We start from the raw sequence: 20396 nt of genomic DNA, 5'->3' as shown, positions 1-20396 counted from the left end.
GTCCGATCAGGCGACCGGAACGATGTTCACGACCTTGCGGCCACGGTGGGTGCCGAACTGCACCGAACCGGCCTGCAGTGCGAACAGCGTGTCGTCGCCGCCGCGGCCGACGCCCGCGCCCGGGTGGAAGTGGGTGCCGCGCTGGCGGACCAGGATCTCACCGGCGTTGACGACCTGACCGCCGAAGCGCTTCACGCCGAGCCGCTGAGCGTTGGAGTCGCGACCGTTCCGGGTGGACGATGCGCCCTTCTTGTGTGCCATGTCTCCTCAGTCCCTTACTTCGCGGCCGACGGGATCGCAGTGACCTTGATCGCCGTGTACTGCTGGCGGTGGCCCTGACGACGGCGGTAGCCGGTCTTGTTCTTGTAGCGCAGGATGTCGATCTTGGCGCCCTTGTGGTGGTCCACGACCTCGGCCTGGACCTTGATCCCGGCCAGGACCCACGGGTCGCTGGTCACGGCGTCGCCGTCGACAACGAGCAGGGTCGAGAGCTCGACCGTGTCGCCAACATTGGCAGTGGAAATCTTGTCAACCTCAACGATGTCGCCGACAGCAACCTTGTGCTGGCGACCACCGCTGCGCACGATGGCGTACACGCGGATCTCTCCTCGCTCGAAACGGAAACCCCTGACGCCAGCCGCCCGCACGGGCCGGGGCCCGCGACTGAACCGGATGGTCGGAACGGCCTCTCCCGACCGGAGCCAGGGAGGGAAGGTGCTCAGGAGCTGGCGCGCATGGAAACACGCCGACGGTCAAGATTACGGGCCCCGACCTGGGCGGTCAAACCGGCCCTGCTGCTGTCTGCGCGTTCACCGCTCGTCACCATGGGCACCTGGACGTGCCTACTGGTCGGCGACGTGGACATTCCCGGAACCGGAAGCACCCTCGTGCTCCATTACGGACTGGCGTGTCGGTGGTCACGGAGCCAGGCATCCCCGCGCGGCACCGGTTCTTGCCGACATCGTCGGCCAACGCCGCAGTCATCTGCTCACCACCTCGCCGCCACGGTACGACGCAGCAGGCGCGTCACCTGGAGGTGATCCGGAGATGCGTGCTCACGGTCGGGGTCCACCACTCCGCGGGTGCCGGGCTCCAGCAGCGTCGCCCCTGAGCGGGAGGGCCCCTCAGGGCTCGGGAGCTTCGCAAGCGAGTAACGGCCCCCCAGCAGGTGCGACGCCCTCAACATCGTCGATGCCGCCCTGCGCGACCCCCACAAGACGGCAGGACCTCCCCCACGACGGGTACGAACCACCCGACACCGAATACACCGCCCACTGACCTTGCCCTGCGTCAACTACTGCCGTGGGTGTTGCCGTCGCTACTGCCGTCAGGAGATCGGGGGCGGGCACTGGTTCCGCCCAGCCGTTTCAGGCACGGGTGTACCGGGCCACCGTGTAGGCGGATTGGCCGGTAGGCCCTGCGCCTGTGCCGTCGGTCATGTCCAGGACCTCGAAGCCGGCACCCTCCGCGTAGCGCTCCAGCTCGCGGGGGAACAGGACACGCCTGCGGATTTCGTCCTGGGCCTCGTCGCCCCAGGGGAGCACCCAGCGCCGGTGCATGGTGTTGATCTGGGTCCGCAGGTCCCACTCATGTCGGATGGTGACCGTGGCGGGTCCCCTCGGGGTGTCAACCGCGGCGGTGGTCGGCTCGGTCCGGGTGATCGGGGCGACAGGGGAGCACAGCACGAGCAGCGCGTCCGGCCGGGTGTGGGCCGCGAAGGTGGCGAAGACCTGGCTGATCTGCTCGTAGTCGTGTACGTAGGCCAGGCTGTTGCCCATACAGGTCACCACGTCCATGCGCTTGCCGAGTCGTACGGTGCGCATGTCCCCGATGCGGATGTCCAGTCCCGGCCTGACCTGGTGAGCGTGGTCGACCATGCCGGGCTGGAGATCCACGCCGATGCACTCGAAACGCTCGGCCAGAATTTCCAGATCCCGCCCGGTACCGCATCCGAAGTCGACCAGCGTCCGGGCGTCCGGCCGGTGCTGCTCGATCAGGGTCTGGCACAGATCGGCGCTTGTGCTGTCGGACTGGACCACGTCGTAAAGTGCCGGATCGCGGTACAGGAGGTTTGTGGCTTCCACGTGCTCGGCTTCCGTGTCGGGGCTGGTCACATGAGACTTCGCAGTCCGACCTCCAGGGCGAGCACATCGCACAACAGGTCAGGGACGACCAAGGCGGCGCCGGCATCCTTGCGCGCCTGGGCAAGAGCCTTCCTGTCAACGTAGCCGAGGTCCAACAACCCCATGGTGCTGTCCGGCCGCGCCGACGACCGGATCAGAACCATGTTCGGCCTCCTGCGACCCCATCTGAAGAACCCCACCGCACGGGACCTTTACGACCGAGCGCGGACGGTCGCGCCCCCGTCCTTGGCCAGCTGACCAGTCCCGGCGTGGGCCTCAGCCACAGAAAGCGCCCCGCCCTGCCTGGAATCCCTTGTCCGCCGCGCCCTGGCCGATCCCCGCCGTGGAGCCGAAGATCAAGTGCACGAGGCCCGCGTCGGGAACCGTGCCGACGTCCTCGTACGGAATACCGACGGCCAGATCGCTGCAGCCGTCCTTGTTGGCGTCGTACACGGAGAAGGAGAAGCCGAACTGGTCACCGGCCTCCGCGCCGTCGGACACGTTCGGTATGGACCTCCTGCACAGGTGCCGGCAGCTGCCGCAGGTTGTGCGGATCCCGCCCCCAGTCCCAGTGCGAGACATGCCGCTGTCGCGATCCCGGCGGCGCTGCGCCGCCAGGTCCTTCCTGCGCTGGACATGTGTGTTCCCCACCCGAATGAATCTGTCATAACCTGGCCGACTTTGACGCGTCGTCAGACAACGGCTCAAGATCACATATCCGACATGACCATAACTGGACGGTCACAGCTCCATCACAGGTAGTTCACGGGCGGTGGTACTTCACACCCAACACGGACATCCCGCCCTACCCCCCTGACCAGCACAGAGACGCCGTATGCTTCGGGAAACCGCGCGGCCGTCCGACCCGCCGGCGGCATCCCGAGGGTGAAGGTGCAGTGAACATCAACGAGCGGCGGGCCCAGGGCTCCAGCCCTGCGGAATCGATTCTGGTGATCATTCCGACCTACAACGAGGCCGACAACGTCGAAGCGATCGTGTCCCGTGTACGGTCCGCCGTCCCGGAGGCGCACGTCCTCGTCGCCGACGACAACAGCCCCGACGGCACCGGCAAGATCGCCGACGAGCTCGCCGCCTCCGACGACCACACCCACGTCCTGCACCGCGCCGGCAAGGAGGGACTCGGCGCCGCCTACCTCGCGGGCTTCCGGTGGGGTATCGAGCGGAGTTACGACGTGCTCGTCGAGATGGACGCCGACGGCTCGCACCAGCCGGAGGAACTGCCCCGGCTGCTGGCCGCCCTCGACGGCGCCGACCTCGTGCTCGGCTCGCGCTGGGTACCCGGCGGGAAGGTCGTGAACTGGCCGAAGTCCCGCGAGTTCCTGTCCCGCGGCGGCAGCCTCTACTCCCGCACCCTCCTCGGCGTGCCGATCAAGGACGTGACCGGCGGCTACCGGGCGTTCCGCCGACAGACCCTGGAGGGTCTCGGCATGGAACGGGTCGCCTCCCAGGGGTACTGCTTCCAGGTCGACCTGGCGTGGCGCACCGCGAAGGCCGGCTTCCGGGTCGTCGAGGTCCCGATCACATTCGTCGAACGCGAGCGCGGCGACAGCAAGATGAGCCGGGCCATCGTGGTCGAGGCCCTGTGGCGGGTCACCGCCTGGGGGGTCGGGCACCGCCTCGGCCGCCTGCTCCCCGGACGCCGCTGAGCCGCCCCTTCCAGCCGAGAAGCTCCCATGCCCCCACTGCGCACCGAGCCGGCCCAGGCGCCCGCCCGCCCCTCCGGCCGGACCCACCGACGCCACGCACCCGCGACAGAAACGTTTCTCTCCCGTCTGCGGAGTGCCGCCGCGCGCGCCTGGCCGGCCCTCCTGGCGTACGTCGTCGTACGCGGCCTCGGTGTGGCCGCAGTGGCCCTGCGCGCGGGCGACGACGGGCCGGGCCTCGGCACGATGCTGACGGCCAAGTACGACGCGGTCTTCTACACCCACATAGCCGAGTACGGCTACGCGGCCCCCATGACCGGTGCCTGCACCGTCCAGGGCGAGCTGTGCAAGTACGCGTTCTTCCCGCTGTACCCGGCGCTGATACGCGGCGGCTCCGCGGTCCTGCCACTGCCCGCCGGGCATGTGGCATGGGCTGTCGCCGCCGTGGCCGCACTGCTGGCCGCGTGGGGCGTCTACGCCGTCGTGGAGCGGGTGGCCGGGCACCGCGCGGCCGTCGTCGCCACCGTCCTGTGGGGTATCGCCCCGCACGCCATGGTCGAGTCGATGGCGTACACCGAGCCGGTCTTCACCGCCCTGTGCGCCTGGTCGCTGTACGCGGCGCTCAGCCACCGCTGGGCCGCCGCCGGAGTGCTGGCGTCACTCGCGGGCCTCACCCGGCCCTCCGGGTCGGCCGTCGTCGCCGCCGTGGTCATCGCCGCCCTCTGGGCGCTGTTCGCCTCCCGCCGCGCGACGCCGGGCCCGGAGCGACGCCTCGACCGTACGGGGCCGCTCCTGGCCGCGATTCTCGTCGCGCCGCTGGGATGGTTCGCCTGGTTCGCGTGGGTCGGTCACCGCGCGGGTGACTGGCGCGGCTACTTCGAGGTGCAGGAGAAGTGGGGCAGCACCTTCGACGGCGGCAGCTTCACCCTCCACCGGATCGCGGACATCTTCCTGAAGCTGCCGGTCAACCTCAACAGCGTCGTCGGCGCCGCGACCGTCGTCGCCGCCGTGGTGATGTTCGTCATCTGCGTGCAGCAGCGCCAGCCCGCCGTCCTGCTGATCTACGCCGGTGTGCTGCTGCTCATCGCCGTGGGCGGCGCCGGGTACTTCCACTCCAAGGCCCGCTTCCTGCTGCCCGCCTTCCCCCTGCTCATACCCGCGGCGCGCGCCCTCGCGGCGGCCCGGCCGTCGACCATGTACACGCTGCTCGGGACCGCGGTCGCCCTCTCCACCGCGTACGGTGTCCACCTCATGCTCGTCTGGCCCCACTCCCCGTGAGCCGGGCGGCGGGAACCGCGTCCCCCGTCCGCGTATGCTCAGCCGTCGAAGACTTCCGCCGTCCCCCGAAAGAGACAGCAGAGTGAACTACAGGGTCCAGCCCACCGCCCAGGTCGACGAGACCGCCGAGATCGGGGCCGGGAGCAGCGTCTGGGAGCTCGCGCAGATCCGGGAGAACGCCCGGCTCGGGGAAGGGTGCGTGGTCGGGCGCGGCGCGTACGTCGGTACCGGGGTGCGGATCGGCGACAACGTCAAGCTGCAGAACTACGCACTCGTCTACGAGCCCGCGGAGCTGGGTGACGGGGTGTTCGTCGGGCCCGCCGTGGTGCTCACCAACGACCACAACCCGCGCTCCGTCGACCCCGAGGGCAAGCAGAAGCGCGGTGGCGACTGGGAGGCCGTGGGCGTCAGGGTCGCCGAGGGCGCGTCGCTCGGGGCGCGGTCCGTGTGTGTGGCGCCCGTGCGCGTCGGGCGCTGGGCGATGGTCGCCGCGGGTGCCGTCGTCACCCGGGACGTGCCGGACTTCGCGCTCGTCGTGGGTGTTCCGGCGCGCCGGATCGGCTGGGTCGGCCGGGCCGGTGTGCGGCTGGTCGAGCGGGCCGGTGAAGAGGGTGTCTGGGAGTGCCCGCAGACGGGTGCCCTGTACGACGAGAAGGACGGCGTGCTCGCCGAACGCGAGGGCTGACGGCGGACCCGGCCGTGTGCCGGGAGGGCGCACCCCCTTCGGTAGGGTGGTGCCGCCGCGCTGTATCTCCGTACGAACCCCGTGGGGAATCTTCCGCCGCACGGGTGCGCGGCGTGCAGGTGAAAGGGCGAAGGGATCCAGATGAACAGCCACGTGCTCTATCTCGCGCTTGGCACATACCGAGTACGGGCGGCACGCGAGCAGGTGAAGGAGCTCGCGTCCTCGGGGTCCCGGGTCTCCCTGGTGGTGCTGGACGCTCCCGAGTGGCGCGAGGCGCTGGAGGAGCTGGGCCGGCTGGACGGCGTGGACGTCGTCCGCATCGCCCCGGACAAGGACGGCTCCGCGTGGGCCCCGGCCAAGAAGCTCGCCGGCGCCAGGTCCGGGCCGTTCGCCCAGGCGGACACGGTCATCGCGGGTGACGCCCAGGCGCTGCCGGTGGCCTGGATCGCGCAGCGCCGCCGGCCGGGCATCGAGCTGCGGCTGGAGCCGCACGGCGCCGGGCGCGCCGTCGAGCCCGCCGACCTGGCCGTCCTCACCCCTTGGTACCCCTCTCCGAACAACCCGTACGCCGGGTCGTTCGTCCAGGCGGCGACCTCCGCCGTGGCCGGGCACTTCGACCGCGTCACGGTCCTCCACACCGAGGACTGGTCCGGCCGCGCGTCCGCCCCGCTCAACGACGCGATCCGGGTCACCGTCGACCGCCTCCAGGAGCGCGCCGCCCTGGGCCATGTCCTGGACACCGACGAGGGCACCCTCCTCCGCGTCGCCGTGCCGCTCGTCCACCGCAAGTACTACGCGCCCTGGGTGGACGCCCAGACCGACGCGCTGCGCAGCGCCCTGCCCACCGGGCGGATCGAGGCGCCGGTCGTGCACGCCCACACCGGTGTCTACGGCGGTGTGCTGGCCACCCGGCTCGCCCGCCCCGACGCCCGCATCGTGGTGACCGAGCACTCCTCCTTCCTCGACAAGGTGTTCGCGCAGGGCCCCGCCGAGCGGCTCTACGCCGAGATGCTGGAGCGCGTCGACGCGGTCATGTGCGTCAGCTCGGTGCTGCGCGAGCAGATCGTCCAGCGCTACCCGGAGCACGCGGACAAGGTCGGCGTCGTGCCCAACGCGATCGCCCTCGACCGTTTCACACCCGGCCCCGAGCGCTCCCCCGAGCTGCTGCGCTGGCTGTACATCGGCCGGCTCCTCCAGCCGAAGGGCGTCAAGGAGCTCCTGGAGGGCTTCGCGCTCATCGCCGCCGAGGAGCCCCGCGCCACGCTCACCATGGTCGGGCACGGCGCCTGCGAGGAGGAGCTGCGCGCCCGCGGTGCCGAACTGGGCCTGGGCGACCGCTTCCGTATCCTCCCGCCCGTCGCGCCCGAGGCCGTCGGTCCGCTGATGCACGAGTACGACCTGCTGGTGCACGCGAGCAAGCAGGAGACGTTCGGGATGACGGTCGTCGAGGCGATCGCGTCCGGTCTCCCCGTGCTCGCCACCCGCAGTGGCGGCCCCGAGGAGACGATGGCCGGCCTCGAGTCGGTCGCCGGAGCGCTTATGGACGTCAGCGACGACCCGCAGGTCATCGCCGACGCGTACCGGAGGCTCCGCGAGCACACCGGTGAGCTGGACCTGCCGCACGCCCGCAAGGTCATCGAGGACCGGGTCGGCTACGAGGCCGTCGCCAAGCAGCTCCTCGCCGTGTACGGGGGTGCCCTGCCGCCCGTACCGTCCGCGCCGGCCGCCGAAGCGGATGACGTCGACCGGCCCGACGAGGCAGTCGTCCCCGAGGGCGAGCCGGAGGCCCGGCCGGTCAGCGTGGCGGAGACCACCGCGCGCGAGCAGGGCGAGCCCGTCGGCCGTGCCGTCGTCCTCGCGCTCACCCCGGCGAAGCCGCGCCGCATCGTCGACTTCACGAACCACCTGGTCGAGAAGGGCGTCGAGGTCACCCTCGTCACCGCCCAGGCCCCCGCGCTCTGGGAGCGCCTGGATCTCGACGCGAGCGTGCCCGTCGTCAGCGTCGGGGACGCCGAGAAGAAGCTCCGTATCCCGCGTGCCGAGCGGTTCCTCGTCTACCGCGCCCCCCGCGCCGTACTGCGCCGCGCGCGCCGGATCGCCGCGAAGAACCGTGAGGCGATCGGCCCCGAGCTGGCCGTCGCGACCGTGCAGCGAGCCCACACCAAGGTCGCCAACGCCTTCCACAAGAAGGTCTTCAACCGCGGCTACAAGGAGGTCAGGCCGCAGCTGTTCGCCCGGATCGCCAAGCGCCGGGTACTTCCGGAGCTGCGCCTGGACCTGGTGGACCACGTCTTCGTCAGCGACATCAACTCCACGGTGACCGGCTGGAAGTGGGCCAAGTCCCACCCGCACCTCAAGGTCACCGCGAGCCTGGACCGCAGCGTCTACGAGCCCAAGTGATGCCATGAGCAAGGGCCCTGACCGGTTCCCCGGTCAGGGCCCTTGCTCATGCCCCGGTACGCGCGCCGCCTCAGCGGCCGACGATCTCCCGCAGGCGCTGCTCGAACGGGATCAGCGTCGCCTCGCGCGTGTACGTGTCCGCGTGGCGCCGCGCCGTCTCCCGCTGGTCCGGAGTCAGATCGCGCGCCGCCTTGCCCGCGGCGACCATCGACGCGGCCAGCTCCTCGACGTCGAGGCTGTCGGCGTTGAACCACAGCGGGTACCCGTCGAGCACGTCCTGCGCGGCGATGCCCGGCTGGTGCACGGAGACGATCGGGTGCCCGAACGCCATGTACTCGAAGATCTTTCCGGACGTGACGTACTTGCCGCCGCCCGCCAGGAAGACCAGGACGTCGGCGTCCTCGTAGACCCGGCCGACCTCGGTCTTGGAGACTGGGCCGCAGTAGCGCAGACCGGTGTCCTCGACGCCCTCGGCGCGCGGGCCGTCCTGGAGGCCGAGACGGGCCTTGAGGGTGCCCGGGCTGTTCTTGAAGAAGCCCAGGTGGCCATGGATCTGCAGCTCGGCGTCGGCGAGGTCCGGGTGGCGCCTGGCGATCCTGAACGCCTCGGCCATCTCCTCCACCGGCTGCTTGGCCGTGAGCGTGCCGAGGTATGTGAACTTCAGCGGGGCGCGCTGCCCCGACGACTCGGCGGCATCAGCGGTCTCCGGGGCCTCGGCGCCCTCAGCGGTCGCGAGGGCCTCGGCGGTCTCGGGGGCCTCGGCGGCGGAGTCCGCGGCGGCCTCACCCGCCACCTCCTCGACCACCTTCGGCAGCACGTCCGCGTCCCACCCGTTGGGCACGACCATCATGCGGTCGGCCACCTCCGGGTACCGCTCGGCGTGCCAGCCGCGCAGGGCCTCGTTGACGAAGACGGACGCGGACGCCTTGCCCAGCATGCGCTTCTCCCACGCCCAGGCGATGTGCCCCTCGGGGAAGGCCGGCTCGTCGTGGAAGAGGTCCAGCGTCCAGGAGTCGCGGTAGTCCATGACGTACGGGACGCCTGTGAGCTTGTTGAACAGCCAGGCGGCACCGAACGAGGCGAACGGGTTGCCGGTGGCGATCACGACATCGAAGCGCTCCTTGGCGTGCAGCTTCAGCGCACGCGTGACGGAGGCCCAGGCCCAGGACGAGTAGCGCTCGGGGAAGAGCTTCGTCTGGCTGAACTGGTAGACACGCTTGGCCATCAGCGGGAAGCTGCGGCGCAGCCAGCTGTAGTCGCGCAGGTCCTGCTGCCACGTGTACTGGTTGAGCGACGGGCGCTCGACACGGATGCTCGGGTCGACGGTCTTCGAAAGCTCCTCGTCGACGGAGCCGATCACGTTGTAGAGGAAGTCGAGCGGGGCGGCACAGACCGTGACGTCCCAGCCCTTCTCCACCAGGTGGTTGGCCGTCGCCCGCGCGCGGTAGACACCGCTCGCCCGCGACGGGGGGAAGTAGAACGCCAGGTAGAGCACACGGGGGCGCCGTTCGCTACGGTTCTTCATCAGTCTTCCTCGGTTGGTCAGCGAGCGGCTGAGGGCTGCGGAGACACGGCGGCGGGGGACGGTACGACGGAGTCGACGCTGTAGCAGACGCGCGGGGTTCCCCGGCCGTCCGCGTGCCAGGCCTCCATGAGCTCCACCGCGCGGCGCATCGACAGGGCGTCGGCGACGACGACGAGTTCGGGGCCGCCCCGCTCGCCGAAGCAGCGGCCGACCATCCGGGCCGCCGCCGTGGGCCACACCCTGCGGTGCAGCGGCATGAACAGCCTGCGGTGCACCCGGCCGGCGACCCGCTTCTCGTACGCCTTGAGGGCCTTCTTCGTCCTGGCGCCGAGCCGGCCGCGGCCGACCACGCCCGCGACGCGGCGGGGGCCCTGGTAGAGCACTGCGCGTTCGAGGCGGCGTGGCAGGTGCCGGGCCTCCAGGTCCGCGAGCGTCATCAGCTCGACGCCCGGCGCGAACGACTGGGCCGCCCAGGGCTGCTTCTGGCCGACCAGGACGACCGCCCGGCCGCCGGCCGCCGCGACGGCGCCGGACTCTTCGACCACGGCCCGCTTGCGCGAGGCGCCAAGGGCCAGGAACAGTACCTGCATGTCACTCCATCACAGGGAGTCGGGGAACCAGAGTCGGTGGTGCGCCTGGGCCACGGCCTCGTAGCCGTATTCGGCCGCCAGCTTCGCCTGGGCGTGGTCGAGGTCCAGTCCGCCGTCGAGGAAGCGGGCGCGCAGACGCCGGAAGCCCTCGCTGATCGACTCCGCGTTCTCTTCCACGTCGATGAGTTCGCCCGCCGCGTCCTCAATCCCGGCGAGCGTCTTCTCGGGACCGCCGCAGCGGGTCACCAGTACCGGCATACCGGCGGCGACACCCTCGACGATGGTCATGCCGAACGTCTCGTAGCGGCTAGGGTGCACCATCAGGTCGTGGCTGCGCATCAGTTCCAGCGCCTGATCGTGCGGAATGGAACCGGGCAGCTTCACGGCGTCGCTCAGCCCGAGTTCGGCGACACGCTCGGTGAGCGGGCGGCGCAGCGCACCCTCGCCCGCCATCGTGAGGGTGAGGGAGGGGTCTTCCGCGTGGCACTGGGCGAACGCCTCGACGAGCCAGTGAACGCCCTTGTTCTCCAGGATGCCGCCCAGATACAGCCAGCTGCGCAGGTCCTTCACGGGCTCGCTGCGCGGGAGGTCGAAGGAGACCGGGTTCGGGATGCGCAGTATCTTCCCGGCGTGGTGCGGGAACTGCCGCTCGACGATTTCGGTGACGGGGTCGCCGACGACCAGGAAGCCGGTCACCCTGTCCACGAGTTCGTCGTACAGCTCGACGGCCTCGGGGTCCTGGAAGACCTTGTCCAGGAACGACGAGTGTTCGGTCACGAAGACCCTGGCGTCGGGACGGGCGTTCTGGACCGCCGCCCAGCCGCTGGGCAGTCCCACATGGGCGTGGACCACGGGCGCGTCGATGGGCTTGCCGCCGAGCACGTTGCGCAGGTGCCGTTCGTGGTTGCGGGCCTGGGCGCCGTAGAGCTGGCCGCGCGGTGTCGTGACGGGGTAGTGGACGAGTTCGGCGCCGCCGACGGTGGGTACGCGGTGCGCGGCGCGGACCATCAGCTTGGCGTTGGCCTCCTCGACCGTCTGCGCGGTGCCCGCGTCCATCGCGGCGACCCAGGGGTCGCCGTGGTAGACCGTGAGGCTGTCGCAGCCGGGCGCCGTCGCGGCCACCATGTCGTAGACGAACGATCCCCGGAAAGGCAACTCCCGTGTCGGATACCACGGCGTGACCACGGCCGCATCCCTCGATGCTGCCTGCTTCATGTCGACTTCCTTACGAGATTGCGCGGCGACGCGCCACTTTATCACCGGCCCTGTTCCGGGCCGGTCGGCACGACCGGCCCGGAACCCGCCCGTGACGGTCGGGTTCCGGGTGGCCGGCCGTGGCCGGTCAACCGTCGTTGCGGACGGTGCCCTGCCACTCCTCGAGGATGCGGACGACGTTGTGCGCGGCGCGCCCGTCGCCGTACGGGGTGCCCTTGTCGACGGTGGGCACGGCGCGGGTGACCGTGGCGGCCCACTCTTCGGCGGACAGCGTGTGCGGGTCGGGGACGAGGACGTTCCAGCCGGTCTCGACGGTCTCGACCCACTCCGTCTCCGGACGGATCGTGGTCGTGATGCGCTCCAGCAGGAACGCCTCCTTCTGCAGGCCGCCGGAGTCGGTGACGACACCGGACGAGGCCAGGACGGCGGCGACCAGACCGGCGTACGGCAGCGGGCGGCCGACGTGGACGGAGCCCTTCGCCAGTTCGATGCCGTGCTCCTTGGCGCGGGCGACCAGGCGCGGGTGGGCGAGCAGCGCGACCGGCAGCGGCAGCGCGGCCAGCGAGTCGACGATCGCGGCGAGCCGCTCGGGGTCGTCGGTGTTGTCCGGCCGGTGGATCGTGGCCAGCAGGAACGGCTGCTCCGGGTCGATGCCCTCGGGCAGCGCCGGGGCCGGGTGCTCGCCGGCGAGGACGGCGTCGCGGATGCGCAGGCAGATGTCGACCATGACGTCGCCCGCCAGCACCGCGCGCTCCTTCAGGCCCTCGTCGGCGAGGTGGCGCATGGCCTCCTCGGTCGGGGCGAGCAGCACGTCGGCGCAGTGGTCGGTGAGGACCCGGTTGTGCTCCTCCGGCATGCGGCGGTTGAAGGAGCGCAGGCCCGCCTCCAGGTGCGCGACCGGCAGGTGCATCTTCACCGCGGAGAGCGCGCCGGCGATCGTGGAGTTGGTGTCGCCGTAGACGAGGACCCAGTCGGGCTTCTCCCGCTCCAGGACCGGGTCGAGCGCGGAGAGCACGGCGCCGGTCTGGGTGCCGTGGCTGCCGGAGCCGACACCGAGGTGGACGTCCGGGTCGGGGATGCCGAGGCCCTGGAAGAAGACGTCGGAGAGGTCGGCGTCATAGTGCTGCCCGGTGTGCACAATGAAGTGCTCGTGTTCCGTCCCTGCGAACGCGGCCGCGATGGGCGCGAGCTTCACCAGTTGGGGGCGGGCGCCGACGATGCTGATGACTTTCACTGCACGCTCTTCTTCTGGGGTCAGGTCGATGAGGGGCACGGCAATGGTATGCCCGGCGCCGCAGTGCTCGGTTACCGCCCCTTCGCCGCCACCGGGCCCGCCAGGATGCGAGATGCTAAGGTCGCGCGCGCCCGCGGAAAGAGGATCACTCACTCGCGGTACAGGCACAGGGAAAGGTCGACGGTCACCCATGGCGGTCTTGTTCATGCGGAAAGCCAAGCGTCGGGCCGACGGGCCCGCACCAGCAGAGGAGACGCCGCTGCCGGTCGTGGACCCCTCGGTGCCTGCTACCACCGGCTGGCTGGTCCGCGGCAAGGACGGCCGTCTCACGGCGTACGCCCCGGGGGACGAGGGCGTACTGCGCTGGACCGAGACCGTCCCCGGCGGCCCCGAGTGGTCGGGGCCCGAGGTGATCCCGGCGTCCGGACTGCTGCCGTACCTCGCGGTCGCGCAGGGTGCCGACGGGTATGTGCACCTCGTCGGCGTGCGCCGCTCGCCGCTCCCGGACGGACGGACCGGCACGGACGTGGTGTACGCCCTCCAGTACCAGTCGGGCCGTCCGGTGCGGGACTGGCGTCCGCTGGGCTCCCCCTACCCGGCGGACCCGGCGCTCGCCGAGCAGATAGGTCTCCCTTCGGCCGTGGTCGACGCCGAGGGCTCCCTCACCGTCGTCATCCGTAACGCGGGCGGCGGGGTGTGCGCCCGCAGTCAGGCCAAGACGGGCGCCTGGAACGCCTGGGCGGACCTGAAGGGTTCGGACGTCCGGGGCACGGTGTCCGCGGCGCTCGCCGGGGACGGTGTCGTGGAGGTGCTGGCCCCCGCGTCGGACCGGCTGCTGCGCTGGGAGCGGGAGAAGCCGGGTGCCCGGTTCGAGCGGGGCGACGATGTGCCGCTGAGGGTCGCGCCCGGCTCGGCGACGGCCACGCCGACCGGCGGGACCGGTGGTCTCACGCACTTCTGGCACGACGCCGAGGACGGCACGGTACGCGCCTGGCGCCCGGCCTCGGCGGAGGCCGCCACGCTCGGGGACAGCGCCGGTACGGGGCCGGTGGCCCTGCTGCGTACCGCCGTCGACGGCCACGACTGCACGGTCCTCGCGCACCGGGACGGGGCCACCGGGCGGCCGGCGCTGGCCGCTTACCCGACGGAGGACGAGGCCGCGGGGGCCGCCTGGACGCTCTCCGGCAGCCCGTGCGTGGGCGCGCCCTCGCTGGCGCTGGACGGACGGGGGCGGCTGGTCATGGCCGTGATCGGCACGGACGGCGCGCTGTGGGTCGCCCGCCAGAAGCCCGAGCCGGGGCTGGCGCTGGGCATGTGGGAGCGCGTGGGCGCCTGAGCGGGGCGAGCTGGACGGGGCACGGAGCCGACGCCCGGTGGCCCGGCGGCCCGGTCGGTCAACGGGCGAACCGGCGGGCAGTCAGTCCGGGTGGCGGAGGGTCCAGCCCTGCCAGGCCGAGGTGATCATTTCTCGGAGGTCGTGGCGGGCCGTCCAGGAGAGTTCCCGGTGGATCAGGTCCGCGGAGGCGACGACGCGGGCCGGGTCGCCGGGGCGGCGGGCGGTGATCTCGGGGGTGAGGTCGGTGTGGCCGGTGACGTCCTGGATGACGCGGATCATCTCGGTCACCGAGACCCCCTCGCCGCGGCCGATGTTGAGGACCAGCGACGCCTCCGGGTCCGCGACGAGCCGCCGGGCAGCCGCGAGGTGGGCGGACGCGACGTCCTCGATATGGATGTAGTCGCGGACGCAGGTGCCGTCGGGCGTCGGGTAGTCGTCGCCGAAGACCAGGGGCGCCCGGCCCTCCGTGAGGCGCTCGAAGACCATCGGGACGAGGTTGTACACGCCGTCGTCGGCGAGCTGCGGCGTCGCCGCGCCCGCCACGTTGAAGTAGCGCAGCGCGGCGGTCGCCATGCCGTGGGTGCGGCCGACGGCGCCGACCATCCACTCCCCCGCGAGCTTGGTCTCGCCGTACGGGTTGATCGGCGCGCACGGGGTCTTCTCGGTGACCGGATCGACGTCGGGCATGCCGTACACGGCGGCCGAGGAGGAGAAGAGGAAGCGGGTGACGCCCGCGGCGACGGCCGCGTCGAGGAGGACGCGCAGGCCCTCCACGTTCTCCCGGTAGTAGTGGAGGGGCTCGGCCACGGACTCGGCGACCTGCTTCTTCGCCGCGATGTGCACGATGCCGGTGACGGCGTGCTCGCGCAGGACGCGGTCGAGGAAGTCCCGGTCGAGGACCGTGCCGGTCTCCAGGGGGACGTCGGCGGGCAGCCGGTCGGCGTGCCCGGTGCTGAGGTCGTCGACGACGACGACACGCTCTCCCGCACCGGTCATGGCCCGCACCACGTGCGAGCCGATGTATCCGGCGCCTCCGGTGATCATCCAGTTCATCGTGGAACCTCTTGAGAGCGGCCCTGCCCCGCCGGACGGGGCGGGGCAGGGCCTGGACTTCAGTGGTTGCGTGGCACTGTTCCTCAGCCGCCGATGACCACGCGGCGGACACCCTCCCAGCGGGCCGGGTCGGTGGTGCGGCGGCCGTCCACCAGGACGGTGACGTCCGGCAGGTCGGAGGCCGCCAGTTCACGGTACTCGGCGTGGTCGGCCTGGAGGATCGCCGCGGTGACCTTCTCACCCTGGTGCGGGGTCAGGCCGTGCGCGGCGAGCTCCTCGTCCGTGTACATCGGGTCGGAGACGTACGGGACCGCGCCGCGCGCCTTGAGCGCCTCGACGGTCGGGAAGACGCCGGAGAAGGCCGTCTCCTTGACGCCACCGCGGTAGGCGGCGCCCAGCACCAGCACGCCCACGCCCTTCAGGTCGCCGTAGGCGGCGGCCAGCAGGTCGACGGCGTAGTCCGGCATCGCGGCGTTGGCCTCGCGGGCCGAGCGGACGACGGTGGCCTCCGGGTCGTTCCACAGGTACATCCGCGGGTAGATCGGGATGCAGTGGCCGCCGACGGCGATGCCCGGCTGGTGGATGTGGCTGTAGGGCTGCGAGTTGCAGGCCTCGATGACCTTCTTGACGTCGATGTCGTTCTTGTCGGCGAACCGGGCGAACTGGTTCGCCAGGCCGATGTTGACGTCGCGGTAGGTGGTCTCGGCGAGCTTGGCCAGCTCGGACGCCTCGGCGGTGCCGAGGTCCCACACGCCGTTCGGCCGCGGCAGGTCGGCGCGCTCGTCGAAGTCGAGGACCTGCTCGTAGAACTCGACGCCCCGCCGTGTGGACGCCTCGTCGATGCCGCCGACGAGCTTCGGGTAGCGGCGCAGATCGGCGAAGACGCGGCCGGTGAGGACGCGCTCCGGCGAGAAGACGAGGTGGAAGTCCTTCCCGGCGGTGAGGCCGGAGCCCTCCTCCAGCATCGGGGCCCAGCGGGTGCGGGTGGTGCCGACCGGGAGGGTCGTCTCGTACGAGACGAGGGTGCCCGGCTTGAGGCCCTTGGCGATGGCCTTCGTGGCGTTGTCCATCCAGCCGAAGTCGGGAGTGCCCTCGGCGTCCACGAACAGCGGGACGACCACGACGACGGCGTCGGACTCGGCGACGGCCGCGGCGGTGTCGGTCGTGGCGGTGAGCAGCCCGGCGTCGACGGCCTTCTTCAGCTTGACGTCCAGGTCGTGCTCGCCGGGGAAGGGCTCGGTGCCGGCGTTGACCAGCTCCACGACCTTCTCGTTGACGTCGGCGCCGATGACCTTGTGGCCCTTGTCGGCGAACTGCACGGCGAGCGGCAGACCGATCTTGCCGAGCGCGACTACACAGATGTTCATCGGGTCAGTTTCCTCTTCACACGGGACAGGACGCGGCGCAGTCGCAGGCTGACGCCGGGCGATGGCTCCCAGAGCGGAGCCGTGGTGATGACCAGCCGCCCCTTGGCGTTGGCGGTGGCGGAGACGCGGTACGGGATCCGCTCGCGCCAGCGCCTGGCCAGGGGCAGCGGCACCCCCTGGGTCCGCACCGGGATCTCGTACGTCGAGCCTGCCACATCCACGTAGGCGCGGACGCCGAGCTTCGCCCGGTTCGGCTGGACGGGGATGCGGGCGAGCAGCACGGTCCCGGTGCCGTCGGCCGACGGCTCCTGGCGCGACTCGCCCGGGAGGGCGGGCAGTTCGGTGCCGACCGGGACGCGGCGGCCGCCCGGCTTGTCGGCGCTCTTCGGCAGTGCCCTGCCCGCCAGGCGTACGGACGCGGTCTCCGTCTCCCCGGTGACGGGGACGCGGACGGCGAGGGAGACGGCCATGTCGTCGCCGTCCTGCAGCCAGTCGGCCGAGACCAGGCCGGTGCCGTCGGCGAGCTGTCGGGGCACGGCCTCGCCGATCACCTCGAAGAGCCGGTCGGGCAGGCCCAGGGACGAGTCCCGGAAGCCGGGGTAGCGCAGATACGCGCGGCCGTCCTCCAGCAGGAACGGCGGGGCGCCGTGCTCCGCCTCGTCCTCGATGGCACGGACGAGCAGGTCGACGGCGCCGCGCTGGGCGAGGGCGATCCGCACCCGCCGCGTGACGTCCATGGAGTCGCGCAGCGCCTCCGTGAAGTACGCGTCGGCGAGCTCGGCGATACCGGCGCACACCTCGGCCTGCGTGGCCCGGTCCAGCGACGGGAAGTCGTCCTGGACCAGTTTCGCGAGCTCCCAGGTGAAGTGGCGCTTGAAGACCGCGTCACGCCCCGGGCCCGCTTCGATGAGCCCGGCCGCGTGCTCCATGATCTGCGCGGCGCAGCGGAGCCGGGCGAGGTGGTCGGCCCGGTAGGTGATGTTGGACGCGTCGCCGCGCTTCACCGCGTAGTAGCACGTGTAGTCGGCGACGACGGAGATCTTCCGGGCGCGGACACACGCCTCGATGGTGAACGGCTGGTCCGAGCCGACCGGCATGTCCTCGGGGAAGCGCAGCTTGTACTGCTCGACGAGATCGCGCCGGAACAGCTTGGTGTTGGCCAGCGTGAAGGGCAGCGCAGAGTCGTACAGGCTGACGTCGGGGTCGCTCGTCCTGTAGAGCGCCTGGTGGACGTAGCGGCCGTTCGTGCCGACCATCTTGCCGACGACGACGTCGGAGTCGTGCTGGTCGGCGCACTTCACCATACGCTCCAGCGCCTCGTCGCCGAGGTGGTCGTCGGAGCCGATGAAGTACACGAAACGGCCGGTGGCCACCTCCAGGGCCCGGTTGCTGGGAGCGGCCGGGCCACCGGAGTTGGCCTGGTGGATGACCTTCACGACGCCGGGGTACCGCTCCGCGAAGCGGTCGAGCTCCCGGCCGCTGTCGTCGGTGGAGCCGTCGTCGACGGCCACGATCTCCAGACGGTCCTTGCCGATGCTCTGTCCGACGAGCGAGTTCAGACACTCGGTCAGGTACGGCATGGTGTTGTAGACCGCCACGACGACGGTGACATCAGGTCTGGTCAAGGGAGACTGCCCCTACCCCTGCGCCGCGCCGTTGAGCCGGACGGTGTCGCCGCTGGCAGCCGACTCCAGGACGGCCGCGGCGACCTCCACGGTCCGCAGACCCTGCCGCAGCGTGCAGATGTCGTCCGACTCGCCGAGGACCGCGTCGCGGAACAGCTCGTGCTCCACGAGGAGCGGCTCGCGCTTGGGGATCGCATATCGGACCATGTCGCCCTCGGCGACGCCGCGGAAGGCGCGCAGGGCCTCCCATTCGGTGGCGACGGCGGCGTTGGAGTAGAACGTCAGGTCGGCGGTGAGGGTGTCGGCGATGAAGCAGCCGCGCTCACCGGTGACCGAGGTGAACCGCTCCTTGAGCGGGCTCAGCCAGTTGACGAGGTGGCTGACCATCGTGCCGTCGGAGAGCTGGCCGACGGCGGACACCATGTCCTCGTGCGCGCGGCCCGACTTGGACACCGTGTGGGCGGAGATCGACGTGTACGTCTGGCCCGTGACCCAGCCGGTCAGGTCGATGTCGTGGGTGGCGAGGTCCTTGACGACGCCGACGTCCGCGATGCGGTGCGGGAAGGGACCCTGACGGCGGGTGACGACCTGGTAGACGTCGCCCAGTTCGCCGGCCTCCAGGCGGGTGCGCAGGGAGCGCAGCGCCGGGTTGCAGCGCTCGATGTGGCCCACACCGGCGACCAGGCCGCGGGTCTCGAACGCCTCGACGAGGCGGCGGGCGCCGTCGACGGTGTCCGCGACGGGCTTCTCGACGAGAGCGCACACCCCGGCCTCGGCGAGCTTGAGGCCGACCTCCTCGTGCAGCGCGGTCGGGCAGGCGACGACGGCGTAGTCCACGCCCAGGGCGAGCAGTTCCTCGACGGTCGACAGGACGGGCGCGCCCTGCGCCCAGCCGTTCTTGTCGCCCATCGGGTCGACGACACCGACGAGCTCCACGCCGTCGAGCCCGGCGAGCACACGGGCGTGGTGGCGGCCCATCGAGCCGAGGCCGACGAGGCCGGCCCGCAGTCCACTGGCGGTCACAGGTTCTCTCCCAGCGCGTTCACGGCGGTCACGATCCGCTCCAGGTCGTTCCGGGACAGGGACGGGTGCACCGGCAGGGAGACGACCTCGGCGGCCGCCTTCTCCGTCTCCGGCAGGTCCCAGTTCCGGCCGGCCTTCTGGTCCGGCTCCCAGTAGGGCTTCAGGCGGTGGATCGGCGTCGGGTAGTACACGGCGTTGCCGATGCCCGCCTCGGTGAGCTTCGCCATGGCGGCGTCGCGGTCACCACGGACCCGGATCGTGTACTGGTGGTAGATGTGGCGCGCACCCTCGGCGATCACCGGGGTGACGACGTCCGTCGCGGTGATGTGCTCGGTGAGGTACGCGGCGTTGGCGATGCGCTGCTCGGTCCAGCCGTTCAGCTTGGCCAGCTGGACGCGGCCGACGGCGGCGGCCACGTCGGTCATGCGCATGTTGGCGCCGACGATCTCGTTGGCGTACCGCTGCTCCATGCCCTGGTTGCGCAGCAGACGCAGGGTGCGGGCGATCTCGGCGTCCGCGACCGAGATCATGCCGCCCTCGAGGGAGTGCATGTTCTTGGTCGGGTAGAAGCTGAAGGTGCCGCCGTCGCCGAACGCGCCGACCGGGGTGCCGTTGAGCGCCGCGGCGTGGGCCTGGCAGGCGTCCTCGACGACGGCCAGCTTGTGCTTGTCGGCGATGGCCATGATCTTGTCCATCGCGGCCGGGTGGCCGTACAGGTGCACCGGCATGACGGCGACCGTGCGCGGGGTCACGGCGGCCTCGACGGCCGCCGGGTCCACGCAGTAGGTGTCCGGGTCGATGTCGACGAACACGGCGTCGGCGCCCACCAGACGGATCGCGTTGGCCGAAGCGGCGAAGGAGAAGGACGGGACGATGACCTCGTCACCGGGCCCGATGTTCAGCGCCATCAGAAGGAGATGCAGCGCCGAGGTGCCGGAGTTGACAGCGACGCAGTGGCGGCCGTCGACCAGGTCGCCGAAGCTCTCCTCGAACGCGGCCACCTCGGGGCCCTGTACGACGCGACCGCTGCGCAGTACGCGTACCGCGGCCTCGATCTCTTCTTCACCGATGACCGGGCGGGCAGCAGGGATGGGCTGCTCGTTGACGCTCGGCATGGACGTCCTCCTTGAACACCGCGAGAGCTCTTTGTGGCAGAGGTCCGGGGTGTGCGTACGTCTCGTCGAGAGCGCGCGTCAACCCCTCCGGCGCGATGCCGACGCCCTACCGATGATGGCCGGGACGGGTCCGGCCCGGAACCGAGTCGCGCCGCCCGGACAC

The 20396-nt window shown here is 71.2% G+C and carries 19 protein-coding genes; 5 read left to right on the top strand and 14 right to left on the bottom strand.

Going from position 1 to position 20396, the window contains the following annotated elements; all coding sequences use genetic code 11:
- Positions 1 to 6: 6 nt before the first annotated feature.
- The 5 genes from rpmA to FVS66_RS23295 all read right to left on the bottom strand — a co-directional run bounded on the left by rpmA (position 7) and on the right by FVS66_RS23295 (position 2624).
- Entirely contained in the window at positions 7 to 261 is a 255-nt protein-coding gene (gene rpmA, locus FVS66_RS23315) for a 50S ribosomal protein L27 (RefSeq protein ID WP_010041940.1), read from the bottom strand.
- A gap of 14 nt (positions 262 to 275) precedes the next feature.
- Positions 276 to 596 (bottom strand): 50S ribosomal protein L21, encoded by a 321-nt coding sequence (gene rplU / locus FVS66_RS23310; protein WP_149183146.1) that lies wholly within the window; start codon positions 594 to 596, stop codon positions 276 to 278.
- Between the two features lie 771 nt (positions 597 to 1367).
- Positions 1368 to 2084 (bottom strand): class I SAM-dependent methyltransferase, encoded by a 717-nt coding sequence (locus tag FVS66_RS23305; protein ID WP_149183145.1) that lies wholly within the window; start codon positions 2082 to 2084, stop codon positions 1368 to 1370.
- 26 nt (positions 2085 to 2110) lie between these two features.
- On the bottom strand, positions 2111 to 2287 hold the full coding sequence (locus FVS66_RS35190; protein WP_187645684.1) for a hypothetical protein: 177 nt from the start codon (positions 2285 to 2287) through the stop codon (positions 2111 to 2113).
- A gap of 112 nt (positions 2288 to 2399) precedes the next feature.
- Positions 2400 to 2624 carry an FG-GAP repeat protein gene (locus FVS66_RS23295; RefSeq protein WP_187645659.1) on the bottom strand — a complete coding sequence of 75 codons (225 nt, stop codon included), beginning with the start codon at positions 2622 to 2624 and terminating at the stop codon, positions 2400 to 2402.
- Positions 2625 to 3019: 395 nt separating this feature from the next.
- Here FVS66_RS23295 and FVS66_RS23290 point away from each other — a divergent pair, with 395 nt between their 5' ends.
- The 4 genes from FVS66_RS23290 to FVS66_RS23275 all read left to right on the top strand — a co-directional run bounded on the left by FVS66_RS23290 (position 3020) and on the right by FVS66_RS23275 (position 8150).
- Positions 3020 to 3790: a polyprenol monophosphomannose synthase gene (locus tag FVS66_RS23290; RefSeq protein ID WP_149183144.1), complete on the top strand. Its 771-nt coding sequence runs from the start codon at positions 3020 to 3022 to the stop codon at positions 3788 to 3790.
- Between the two features lie 27 nt (positions 3791 to 3817).
- Positions 3818 to 5065 carry a glycosyltransferase family 39 protein gene (locus FVS66_RS23285; protein WP_149183143.1) on the top strand — a complete coding sequence of 416 codons (1248 nt, stop codon included), beginning with the start codon at positions 3818 to 3820 and terminating at the stop codon, positions 5063 to 5065.
- 82 nt (positions 5066 to 5147) lie between these two features.
- Positions 5148 to 5750, top strand: coding sequence for an acyltransferase (locus tag FVS66_RS23280; protein WP_149183142.1), 603 nt, complete (start codon positions 5148 to 5150; stop codon positions 5748 to 5750).
- Positions 5751 to 5891: 141 nt separating this feature from the next.
- Positions 5892 to 8150, top strand: coding sequence for a glycosyltransferase family 4 protein (locus FVS66_RS23275; RefSeq protein WP_149183141.1), 2259 nt, complete (start codon positions 5892 to 5894; stop codon positions 8148 to 8150).
- A gap of 70 nt (positions 8151 to 8220) precedes the next feature.
- Here the strand turns inward: FVS66_RS23275 and FVS66_RS23270 are convergent, their stop codons facing one another.
- The 4 genes from FVS66_RS23270 to wecB form a co-directional block, all read right to left on the bottom strand.
- Positions 8221 to 9675 (bottom strand): glycosyltransferase, encoded by a 1455-nt coding sequence (locus FVS66_RS23270; protein WP_149183140.1) that lies wholly within the window; start codon positions 9673 to 9675, stop codon positions 8221 to 8223.
- A 17-nt stretch (positions 9676 to 9692) separates the two neighbouring features.
- Entirely contained in the window at positions 9693 to 10265 is a 573-nt protein-coding gene (locus FVS66_RS23265; RefSeq protein WP_149183139.1) for a hypothetical protein, read from the bottom strand.
- A gap of 9 nt (positions 10266 to 10274) precedes the next feature.
- Complete coding sequence (locus FVS66_RS23260; protein WP_262387161.1) at positions 10275 to 11480, bottom strand: glycosyltransferase; 1206 nt, start codon at positions 11478 to 11480, stop codon at positions 10275 to 10277.
- A gap of 127 nt (positions 11481 to 11607) precedes the next feature.
- Positions 11608 to 12714 carry a non-hydrolyzing UDP-N-acetylglucosamine 2-epimerase gene (wecB, locus tag FVS66_RS23255; protein WP_149183138.1) on the bottom strand — a complete coding sequence of 369 codons (1107 nt, stop codon included), beginning with the start codon at positions 12712 to 12714 and terminating at the stop codon, positions 11608 to 11610.
- A gap of 190 nt (positions 12715 to 12904) precedes the next feature.
- Between wecB and FVS66_RS23250 the strand changes: the two genes are divergently transcribed.
- Positions 12905 to 14050, top strand: a complete 1146-nt coding sequence (locus tag FVS66_RS23250; protein ID WP_262387160.1) for a hypothetical protein — start codon at positions 12905 to 12907, stop codon at positions 14048 to 14050.
- Between the two features lie 81 nt (positions 14051 to 14131).
- Here the strand turns inward: FVS66_RS23250 and galE are convergent, their stop codons facing one another.
- From galE to FVS66_RS23225, 5 genes are all read right to left on the bottom strand, one after another.
- Positions 14132 to 15103 (bottom strand): UDP-glucose 4-epimerase GalE, encoded by a 972-nt coding sequence (gene galE, locus FVS66_RS23245; RefSeq protein WP_149183137.1) that lies wholly within the window; start codon positions 15101 to 15103, stop codon positions 14132 to 14134.
- Positions 15104 to 15186: 83 nt separating this feature from the next.
- Positions 15187 to 16470 (bottom strand): nucleotide sugar dehydrogenase, encoded by a 1284-nt coding sequence (locus FVS66_RS23240; protein ID WP_149183136.1) that lies wholly within the window; start codon positions 16468 to 16470, stop codon positions 15187 to 15189.
- Positions 16467 to 18095, bottom strand: a complete 1629-nt coding sequence (locus FVS66_RS23235) for a glycosyltransferase family A protein (RefSeq protein ID WP_149183135.1) — start codon at positions 18093 to 18095, stop codon at positions 16467 to 16469. The genes FVS66_RS23240 and FVS66_RS23235 overlap by 4 nt, the downstream gene beginning before the upstream one ends.
- A 12-nt stretch (positions 18096 to 18107) precedes the next feature.
- Positions 18108 to 19118, bottom strand: a complete 1011-nt coding sequence (locus FVS66_RS23230) for a Gfo/Idh/MocA family protein (RefSeq protein ID WP_149183134.1) — start codon at positions 19116 to 19118, stop codon at positions 18108 to 18110.
- A complete protein-coding gene (locus FVS66_RS23225) occupies positions 19115 to 20233 on the bottom strand; it encodes a DegT/DnrJ/EryC1/StrS family aminotransferase (RefSeq protein WP_149183133.1) in 1119 nt (372 codons plus the stop codon). The genes FVS66_RS23230 and FVS66_RS23225 overlap by 4 nt, the downstream gene beginning before the upstream one ends.
- Positions 20234 to 20396 lie beyond the last annotated feature (163 nt).

It is taken from the genome of Streptomyces sp. TRM49041, from assembly GCF_008271805.1.
GTDB lineage: Bacteria > Actinomycetota > Actinomycetes > Streptomycetales > Streptomycetaceae > Streptomyces.
Note: the sequence above shows the minus strand (reverse complement) of the source record. Positions and strands in the feature narration are given on the sequence as shown.

What these genes read in the sequence shown, in the direction of transcription:
- FVS66_RS23265 (WP_149183139.1), bottom strand. Translation starts at nt 10,265, where the DNA reads ATGCAGGTACTGTTCCTGGCCCTTGGCGCCTCGCGCAAGCGGGCCGTG.
- FVS66_RS35190 (WP_187645684.1), bottom strand. Translation starts at nt 2,287, where the DNA reads ATGGTTCTGATCCGGTCGTCGGCGCGGCCGGACAGCACCATGGGGTTG.
- FVS66_RS23250 (WP_262387160.1), top strand. Translation starts at nt 12,905, where the DNA reads ATGGCGGTCTTGTTCATGCGGAAAGCCAAGCGTCGGGCCGACGGGCCC.
- FVS66_RS23225 (WP_149183133.1), bottom strand. Translation starts at nt 20,233, where the DNA reads ATGCCGAGCGTCAACGAGCAGCCCATCCCTGCTGCCCGCCCGGTCATC.
- FVS66_RS23260 (WP_262387161.1), bottom strand. Translation starts at nt 11,480, where the DNA reads ATGAAGCAGGCAGCATCGAGGGATGCGGCCGTGGTCACGCCGTGGTAT.
- FVS66_RS23240 (WP_149183136.1), bottom strand. Translation starts at nt 16,470, where the DNA reads ATGAACATCTGTGTAGTCGCGCTCGGCAAGATCGGTCTGCCGCTCGCC.
- FVS66_RS23275 (WP_149183141.1), top strand. Translation starts at nt 5,892, where the DNA reads ATGAACAGCCACGTGCTCTATCTCGCGCTTGGCACATACCGAGTACGG.
- FVS66_RS23270 (WP_149183140.1), bottom strand. Translation starts at nt 9,675, where the DNA reads ATGAAGAACCGTAGCGAACGGCGCCCCCGTGTGCTCTACCTGGCGTTC.
- galE (WP_149183137.1), bottom strand. Translation starts at nt 15,103, where the DNA reads ATGAACTGGATGATCACCGGAGGCGCCGGATACATCGGCTCGCACGTG.
- FVS66_RS23285 (WP_149183143.1), top strand. Translation starts at nt 3,818, where the DNA reads ATGCCCCCACTGCGCACCGAGCCGGCCCAGGCGCCCGCCCGCCCCTCC.
- rpmA (WP_010041940.1), bottom strand. Translation starts at nt 261, where the DNA reads ATGGCACACAAGAAGGGCGCATCGTCCACCCGGAACGGTCGCGACTCC.